Source organism: Devosia sp. (assembly GCF_017307565.1).
Classification (GTDB): Bacteria; Pseudomonadota; Alphaproteobacteria; order Rhizobiales; family Devosiaceae; genus Devosia.
Genome location: NZ_JAFKHD010000233.1, coordinates 1 through 7,849, shown reverse-complemented (window position 1 = coordinate 7,849; position 7,849 = coordinate 1). Strand labels below are relative to the sequence as shown.

Annotated in this window: 9 protein-coding genes; 7 read left to right on the top strand and 2 right to left on the bottom strand. The window is 63.5% G+C overall.

The window, feature by feature from the left end; translation table 11 throughout:
• Nucleotides 1-3: 3 nt before the first annotated feature.
• The gene (mutM, locus tag J0I64_RS07745) at nucleotides 4-891 is read right to left on the bottom strand and encodes a bifunctional DNA-formamidopyrimidine glycosylase/DNA-(apurinic or apyrimidinic site) lyase (protein ID WP_291407020.1); all 888 of its coding nucleotides are present in this window, start codon (nucleotides 889-891) and stop codon (nucleotides 4-6) included.
• Between the two features lie 174 nt (nucleotides 892-1,065).
• On the opposite strand from mutM, the gene ubiE reads away from it, so the two are divergent.
• The 6 genes from ubiE to moeB all read left to right on the top strand — a co-directional run bounded on the left by ubiE (nucleotide 1,066) and on the right by moeB (nucleotide 5,942).
• On the top strand, nucleotides 1,066-1,830 hold the full coding sequence (ubiE, locus tag J0I64_RS07740) for a bifunctional demethylmenaquinone methyltransferase/2-methoxy-6-polyprenyl-1,4-benzoquinol methylase UbiE (protein ID WP_291407019.1): 765 nt from the start codon (nucleotides 1,066-1,068) through the stop codon (nucleotides 1,828-1,830).
• 3 nt (nucleotides 1,831-1,833) lie between these two features.
• Nucleotides 1,834-3,381: a 2-polyprenylphenol 6-hydroxylase gene (gene ubiB / locus J0I64_RS07735; RefSeq protein WP_291407018.1), complete on the top strand. Its 1,548-nt coding sequence runs from the start codon at nucleotides 1,834-1,836 to the stop codon at nucleotides 3,379-3,381.
• Nucleotides 3,382-3,454: 73 nt separating this feature from the next.
• Complete coding sequence (locus J0I64_RS07730; RefSeq protein WP_291407017.1) at nucleotides 3,455-4,057, top strand: hypothetical protein; 603 nt, start codon at nucleotides 3,455-3,457, stop codon at nucleotides 4,055-4,057.
• On the top strand, nucleotides 4,054-4,512 hold the full coding sequence (dut, locus tag J0I64_RS07725) for a dUTP diphosphatase (RefSeq protein ID WP_291407016.1): 459 nt from the start codon (nucleotides 4,054-4,056) through the stop codon (nucleotides 4,510-4,512). The genes J0I64_RS07730 and dut overlap by 4 nt, the downstream gene beginning before the upstream one ends.
• Nucleotides 4,466-5,221 carry a DUF2259 domain-containing protein gene (locus J0I64_RS07720; RefSeq protein ID WP_291407015.1) on the top strand — a complete coding sequence of 252 codons (756 nt, stop codon included), beginning with the start codon at nucleotides 4,466-4,468 and terminating at the stop codon, nucleotides 5,219-5,221. The genes dut and J0I64_RS07720 overlap by 47 nt, the downstream gene beginning before the upstream one ends.
• A complete protein-coding gene (gene moeB / locus J0I64_RS07715) occupies nucleotides 5,211-5,942 on the top strand; it encodes a molybdopterin-synthase adenylyltransferase MoeB (protein ID WP_291407014.1) in 732 nt (243 codons plus the stop codon). The genes J0I64_RS07720 and moeB overlap by 11 nt, the downstream gene beginning before the upstream one ends.
• 78 nt (nucleotides 5,943-6,020) lie before the next feature.
• Here the strand turns inward: moeB and J0I64_RS07710 are convergent, their stop codons facing one another.
• Nucleotides 6,021-6,911 carry a LysR family transcriptional regulator gene (locus J0I64_RS07710; protein WP_291407013.1) on the bottom strand — a complete coding sequence of 297 codons (891 nt, stop codon included), beginning with the start codon at nucleotides 6,909-6,911 and terminating at the stop codon, nucleotides 6,021-6,023.
• A gap of 89 nt (nucleotides 6,912-7,000) precedes the next feature.
• Here J0I64_RS07710 and J0I64_RS07705 point away from each other — a divergent pair, with 89 nt between their 5' ends.
• Nucleotides 7,001-7,627 (top strand): NAD(P)-binding domain-containing protein, encoded by a 627-nt coding sequence (locus tag J0I64_RS07705; RefSeq protein WP_291407021.1) that lies wholly within the window; start codon nucleotides 7,001-7,003, stop codon nucleotides 7,625-7,627.
• Nucleotides 7,628-7,849 lie beyond the last annotated feature (222 nt).

The window sequence follows — 7,849 nt, the reverse complement described above, 5'->3', positions numbered from 1 at the left end:
ATCTCACGGCTGCTTCTGACACACCGGACAAAAGAATGTCGAGCGACCCGACTGCACGATGCGTTCAATCGTCCCCTTGCACAGAGGCGTGGGGCACGCCTCCCCTTCCCGGTCATAGACCGCAAAGCGGTGCTGGAAATAACCCGACCCGCCCTCGGCATTCCTGAAATCACGCAGCGTCGACCCGCCCACCTCGATCGCCTCTATGAGCACCTCTCGCACTGCATAGGAGAGATCCTCCAGCGCCTTCTTGGGCTTGTCCGCCTTGGTAAGCAGGCTCCGCGCCTCCACTGTCGGCAGGATATGGGCCCGGTGCAGCGCCTCGGCGACATAGATATTGCCCAGCCCCGCCACCACGCGCTGGTCGAGCAGCGCCGCCTTGATCGGCGCCTTCTTGCCCTTGAACGCATCAGCCATTTCCTCGGCATTGAAATCATTGCCGAGCGGCTCCGGCCCCAGGTCCTTCAAATAGGAAGACTCCTCGGGCCGCCCAAACAGGTCCAAAAACCCAAAACGCCGGGGATCGGCATAGATAAGGTGGCTCTTGCCATGCTCGGGATGATCGATCGAAAAGATGAGATGATCGTGTTTCGGCTCAGTGCCCGGCTCGTAGTAGCGCGGCGGCTTGTCGATGCCGTGCTCGGCAAAGCGCCAGGAGCCGGTCATGCCGAGATGGCTCAGAATCGTAAAACCGTTGTCGAGCGCGATAAGAAGGTATTTTGCCCGCCGCCCGACATTGGTGACGCTCGCGCCCGTCACCTTCTCCGCCAGCCCTTCTGGAAAAGGAAAGCGCAGGTCCGGCCGGCGCAGCTCCACCTTTTCTATACGCGCATTGAGCAGCCAGGGCTCGAGCCCGCGTCGGACGGTTTCTACCTCGGGCAGTTCGGGCACCAGAATCTCCTTTACCCTGCGCGTTCTTGCGCCATGGGCTTTTCGTCGCGCCTTATATATGGTGCGCGCCGATCCCATGTGGATGCCTAGAGCGCTTCCAGCAAAAGTGGCAACGGTTTTGCGGTTCGGAAGCGCGACCAAACGAAGACATAGTCCAGCAAAGAGGCGTGAGCCATGACCGAGGCGCGCGAAACCACCCATTTCGGCGAACAGACCGTGGCGCTCGAGGACAAGCAGGACCTCGTCAACAAGGTCTTTCACGACGTTGCGGATCGCTATGACCTCATGAACGACCTCATGAGCTTTGGCATCCACCGCCTCTGGAAAGACGCGATGATCGCCGATCTAGCCCCGCCCCGTCTGGGTAGCCGCGGCTACAAGGTGCTTGATATGGCCGGCGGCACCGGCGACGTTGCCGAGCGCATCGTCAATGCCTCGCACGGCTATGCCGAAGTCGTCGTTTCCGACATCAATTCGGACATGCTGCGCGTCGGCGCCGAACGTGCCAAGACCTGGCGCTATCCCTCGCAAGCCAGCTTTGTCGAAGCCAATGCCGAAGAGCTGCCCTTCGAGAGCAATTCCTTTGACGCCTATACGATCGCCTTCGGCATTCGCAACGTGCCGCGCATCCAGCAGGCGCTCAACGAAGCCCATCGTGTCTTGAAGCGCGGCGGCCGTATTTTGGTCCTTGAGTTTTCGCAGGTCGACGTGCCCGGCTTTGACGCCGTCTATCGCGCCTTTTCCGACACGGTCATTCCGCCCATGGGCCGCGCCGTCACCGGCGATGCGCAACCCTATCAGTATCTCGTTGAATCGATCCGCAAATTCCCCGATCCCACGCGCTTTACCGCCATGCTGACCACGGCCGGCTTCAAGCGAGCCAAGCACACCGCTTTCTCGGGCAATATCGCGACGCTGTTTTCGGGCTGGAAGATCTAAAGCATGGGTCTCGGCTCCTATTTCCGCCTCTTCCACGCCGGCTGGGTGCTGGCGCGCGAAGGCGCGTTCTCCGTGCTCCCCGCCGAATCGCTGCCGCCCTCGATGAAGCTCGGCATTGGCCTGGCGCGTATTGTCGAGCGCCCGAGCGTGCGCAAAACCGGCCGCGTCGACCGGCTCAATGCTGCGCTCAACAAGCTCGGCCCGAGTTTTGTAAAGTTCGGCCAGACCCTCGCTACCCGCCCCGACATCGTCGGGCCGCAGGCCGCCGCTGACCTTTCGGGCCTGCAGGACCGCATGCCGCCCTTCGATCCGACGCTGGTCCCCGGCATTCTGGCGACCGCTCTTGGCACAAAGGCCGAGGCACTGACCGAAATCAGCGACCCCGTCGCCGCCGCCTCCATCGCCCAGGTCCACAAGGCAAAGCTGCGCCAGACCGGCGCGCTGCCCAAGACTGTCGCGATCAAAATGCTGCGTCCCGGCGTGTCCGAGCGCTTCCACGCCGATACCAAAGCCCTCTACGCCGGCGCGCACCTGGCCGAACTGTTCGCGCCCTCGAGCCGCCGCCTGAGGCCGACCGAGGTCGTAAAAACCCTCGACCATTCGATGCGCATCGAACTGGACCTGCGCCTCGAGGCCGCCGCCATTTCCGAGATGGCGCAAAACATCAAGGACGATACCGGCTTCATCATCCCCGACGTCCAGTGGGACCAGGTCGCGCAAAACGTGCTGACGACCACCTGGGTCGACGGCATCCCGATCCGCGACCTCGCCGCCATGGACGCTGCCGGAATCGACCGCAAGGCGCTCGCCGCAAAGCTGCTGCAGTCCTTCCTGCGCCATGCCATCCGCGACGGCTTCTTCCACGCCGACATGCACCCGGGCAATCTCTTCGCCGATCCCAAGACCGGTGACGTCGTTGCCGTCGACTTCGGCATCATGGGCCGCATTTCCAAGCGCGAGCGAAAGTTCCTCGCGGATATCCTTTTCGGTTTCATCACCCGCGACTATCGCCTCGTCGCCCAGCGCCATTTTGACATCGGCTATGTGCCAAAGCACCAGTCGGTCGACGATTTCACCCTCGCCATCCGTTCCATTGGCGAGCCACTGCATGGCCGCACCGCCGCCGACATTTCCATGGCCAAGGTTTTGGGCCAGCTCTTCGTCATCACCGAACTGTTCGACATGCAGACCCGCCCCGAGCTGGTCCTGCTGCAAAAGTCCATGGTGCTGGTCGAAGGCGTGGCGCGAAATCTCGATCCCGATCTCGACATCTGGACCGTCGCCGAACCCGTCGTCGGCGATTGGCTGCGTCGCGAGGAAGGCCCGCTTGGCCGCCTCGAAGACCTTGCCGGCCACTTTACCCGCATGAGTGAAGCCCTTGGCCGCGTCCCGGCCTTGGTGGCGGAAGCCGAGCTGGCCCTGGCCGAACACCGCGCCATGATGGCCCGGCCGCCCAACCGGCCGATGCAGGCGGCGATCTTCGCCGTGCTGATCGCGGCCTTCTTCGTGCTCATAATCGGCGCGTGGCGTCTCATCACATTTAGCGCCTGACCCAAGCTTGCCCCGTCCGGGGCAAGTCCCTAAGTTGCCGCCAAATCGGGCCACGGCCCCTTGGAGACAGATCATGGGTTTGAAAACCATCGGCAAGCTTGCCGGTATGCTGCTGCTCGGCGCCTCGCTCGCCGGCTGTATCGATGCGACGGTTGACGTCGAATTGACGAGCGAAACCACCGCCAAGGCGACGCTGACCCAGGTCATGGGTTCGGACTTCTACGCCATGGTGAAGATGAGCGCCGAAGAGAACAAGGACAGCGCTGACACCTTCTGCGCCGAGGGCGCTCTCACCGAACACGCCGATGGCAGCGCCACCTGCATCGTCATCGAAGAAGGCACCTTTGCCGAACTGACCAGCCTTGGCGAAGAACAGAACGCCCTTACCTTCACCTCTGCCGGTCCGGGCCTCGTGCGCGTCGCCCTGCCGACCGCCGACATGATGGGCGAACTGGGCAGCAGCGACGAGCTCGACGCCGAAACCAAGCAGATGGTCGAGGCCTTCTTCACCGGCCACAACCTCACCATCCGCGTGTCCGGCGCCGAGATCACCGAAACCAATATGGACCTCTCTTCCGACAAGAAGTCGGCCGAAACCGTCCTGCCGTTTCTCGACCTGATCAATGGCACGTCGGACCTGCCCGACGAGCTCTACGCTGTGGTGCGCGCCCGGTGACGGCCTCGATCGCAATCGCCCTGCAGTGGCTCCCCCATGGGGCAGGCCTGCCGGTCCCCAAGGTACAGACGGCGCTCTCCGCGGGCGCCGATCTCTGTGCCGCCGTTGAAACCGACGCGCCCATCATCCTCAGGCCCGGGGCTCGCGCCCTCGTGCCCTGCGGCTTTGCCATGGCCCTGCCGGCCGGCTACGAGGCGCAGGTGCGCCCCCGCTCCGGCCTTGCCGCCAAGCATGGGGTGACGGTGCTCAATTCCCCCGGTACCATCGACGCCGACTATCGCGGCGAGGTGAAGGTCATCCTGGTCAATCTCGGCCAGGAGGATTTTGTCGTCACCCGCGGCGAGCGCGTCGCCCAGATGGTGGTTGCCCCGGTGGTGCAGCCTGATTTTGCAGTCGTGGAGATGCTCGATGAAACCGCACGTGGGTCTGGTGGCTTCGGTTCGACGGGCCGCTAGCGCTTTCGGGCTTTTGGCCCTTCTCGCCTCACCCGCTCTGGCGGGTGATCGCGCCCTGATCGATTTCATCGGCTTTTCGCCCGATGCGAAATATTTCGCCTTCGAGGAGTTCGGAATTCAGGACGGCTCCGGCTCGGCCTATTCCAACATCTATGTCATCGACCTCAAAAACGATTCCTGGCTCGAAGGCACCCCGATAAGGGCCCAGGCCGCAGAAGGCGACGATAGCGAAAACCTCCTCGCCGTGCGCTCGCGGGCCAATAGCGAAGCCCTCAAATTCATCGCCGACAACAAGATTTTCGTGCCCGCCGAGATCGCCGCGCTCAATGGCGACGGGATCATCGACGAAGACCCGCTGCGGCTCGCCTTCATGTTTCCAATCCCCATCCAGGGGCTGGAATCGGACAGCTACCAGCTCGAGATCACGACCTTCACCGCAAAATCGGCCGAAACCTGCACCGACTATTTCGGCAAGGAGCCCAACGGATTTGAGCTGACCGTCTTTGACGGCACCGAAACCCGCGTGCTCCATCGCGACGAGGGCACCCTGCCGCGCTCGCGCAGTTGCCCCTTCACCTATCGCCCCTATGCCGTGCTCGTGCCCGGCCTTGGCGGTTCACCGTCGGCGGGCGTCGTCATCGTCTCTTATACGCGCGGCGGCTTTGAAGGCCCCGATCGCCGCTTCCTCGCGGTGCCGCTTGCCTTCTGATCCGCCCCTTTCGCCCGACGAGACCCGGCGCTACGCCCGCCATCTGGTGCTCAAGGGCTTTGGCGGTGCGGCACAGCAAAAACTCAAGGCCGCCAGCGCCCTCGTCGTCGGCGCGGGTGGCCTTGGCTGTCCGGTCGTCGCCTATCTCGCCGCCGCCGGCATCGGCCGGCTCGGCATCATCGATCCCGACACCGTTTCTCTTTCCAACCTGCAGCGCCAGATCCTTCACACCACGGCGGGCGTCGGCACCGGCAAGGCGAACAACGCCAAGACCTTTGCCGAGGCGCTCAATCCCCACGTCACCATCGAGGCGCTGGCGACATCCATCACCGAGGCCAATGCAGCCCAAACCCTCGCCTCCTACGATCTCGTCCTCGACGGCACCGACAATCTTTTCACCCGCCGCCTCGTCGCCAGAACCGCGGCAGCCCAGCAAAAGCCCCTCGTTTCGGGCGCCGTCTCGATGTTTTCCGGCCAGGTCACCGTCTTTGCGCCCCATCTCGGCGGCCCCGGCCACGAGGCGCTCTTTGCCGACGAGGCCGATGATACAACCCTGCCCTCCTGCGAGCTCAACGGCATTTTGGGGCCGGTCACCGGCGTCATCGGCACCCTCATGGCCATGGAAGCCATAAAACTCGTCACCGGCACCGGCACGCCCCTTATTGGCCGGGTGCTGGTCTACGACGCGCGCGACGCGCAGTTTTCGGAACTGGCATATTGATCGCCCCAAAAACCTCATGGTGAGCTTGTCGAACCAGGCAGTCGGGCACGCGGCGGCCTGAGCGCCGGTTCCAGCGGTCTATCCCTCTCGCAACTCCCGCGCGATCCACTCGATCACCCCGGCCAACCGCCTTGGCACGAACTGCCGTGAGGGATAGACCGCGTGAACCGGCAGGGCGAGCTTTCGCCAGCCCGTAAGCACCTCCACCAGTGCCCTGCTCGCCAGATCTTCCTCCACCAGCACGCGCGGCGCATAGGCGAGCCCGACGCCCTCCAGCGCCGCCGCGCGCATGGCCTCGCCGTTGTCGACGCCAAAGTTGCCCTTCACCGCCGCCGATACCTCGCGCCCCTCCGCGTCCCAAAAACTCCAATGGTCGCGCGGCGACAGATTGAGGCTGATGACGCAGCGGTGTTTTCCCAATTCATCCGGGTGCCCCGGCGTCCCCACGCGCCGCAAATAGTCCGGCGAGGCGCAGCAGGCGAAATCATAGGTCCCGATCCGCCGCGCAATCAGGCTCGACGGCTTCAAATGGCCGATCCGAAACGCCAGGTCAAAACCCTCGGCGACGAGGTCCACATTGCGGTCGAGCAGCGTCATCTCCACCGACACGGCGGGATGCGCATTGGTGAACCGCGCCAGGGCTGGAGTCAGCTTCTTGACCCCCAGCGTCGTCGAGCCGCTGATCCTGATATGCCCAACCAGATCCTCCGCCTGCGGATGGGCGATGTCCTCCAGTTCCTCGACCTCTTCGAGAATGCGCATGGCCTTGGCGAGAAACGCCTGCCCGGTCTCGGTCAGCCGCTGGCTGCGCGTCGTGCGCTCGATCAGTTTTACGCCATAGTCCTCTTCCAGCGCCAGAATGCGCCGCCCGACCATGGCCGGGGACACGTTGAGCCGCGCCGCCGCTTTCGAAAAGCTGCCCGAGGTGGCGGCGCTGACAAAGGTTCTGAGATTGACGAGATCGACCATTCGATACTTCTGCGCAATTATCTTGTTCTATTTCAAGACATTCACGCCGGAATAGTCCAGGCCTAAATTCTCTCCATCGAAACCGCCACATACGGAGAGAAGAAATGACCACCGCAATCATCGGTCTTGGAAATATGGGTTCGGGCCTTGCCCGTCGTCTTGCCGGCAAGGGCAAGCTGGTGCTCGCCACCCGCAACGCAGCCGCCGCTGCCAGCCTCGCCGCCGAAATCGGCGCGGAAAGCGCCGGAATTGCCGATGCCATCGCTGCCGCCGACACCGTGGTCCTGGCGCTGCCCTATAATTCTGCTCTCGAACTCGCCCGTTCCGGCGCGCTCAATGGCAAGGTCGTCGTCGACATTTCCAACCCGGTAAAGCCGGATTTCTCGGGCCTCGCCATCGGCTTTGAAACCTCCGCCGCCGAAGAGATCCAGAAGGCAGCCCCCAGCGCCAAGGTGGTCAAGGGTTTCAATACGATCTTCGCCACCCTCTTTGCCGCCCCAGCCGATGACACCGCCAATGTCCCTGTCTTCCTCGCCGGCGAAGAAGCTGCCGTCGAGCAGGTCGCGACCCTCGTCAAAAATGCCGGCTTTGCCGTCGAAAAGACCGGCACGCTCGATGCCGCCCGCCTCCTCGAACCGGTCGGCATGCTCAACATCCGCTTCGGCTACGGCCTCGGCCGCGGCACCTCCATCGCCCCCGCCTGGTTGAGCCTCTAGTCCAAGGCAGGAACGCTTCAGAATGCGCGGCGTCATTCCCGCTTTCGCGGGAATGACCCGGGAGGGGGGAGCGGCATGCACTGTACCCCAAAACAAAAAAGGCGGGCCAAAAGCCCGCCTTCTTCAACTCCAGAAATGCCGTCGCCTCACTTGGGCGCCAGCACCATGACCATCTGGCGGCCTTCGGAGCGCGGCTGGCTTTCCACCTTGGCGATGGCTTCC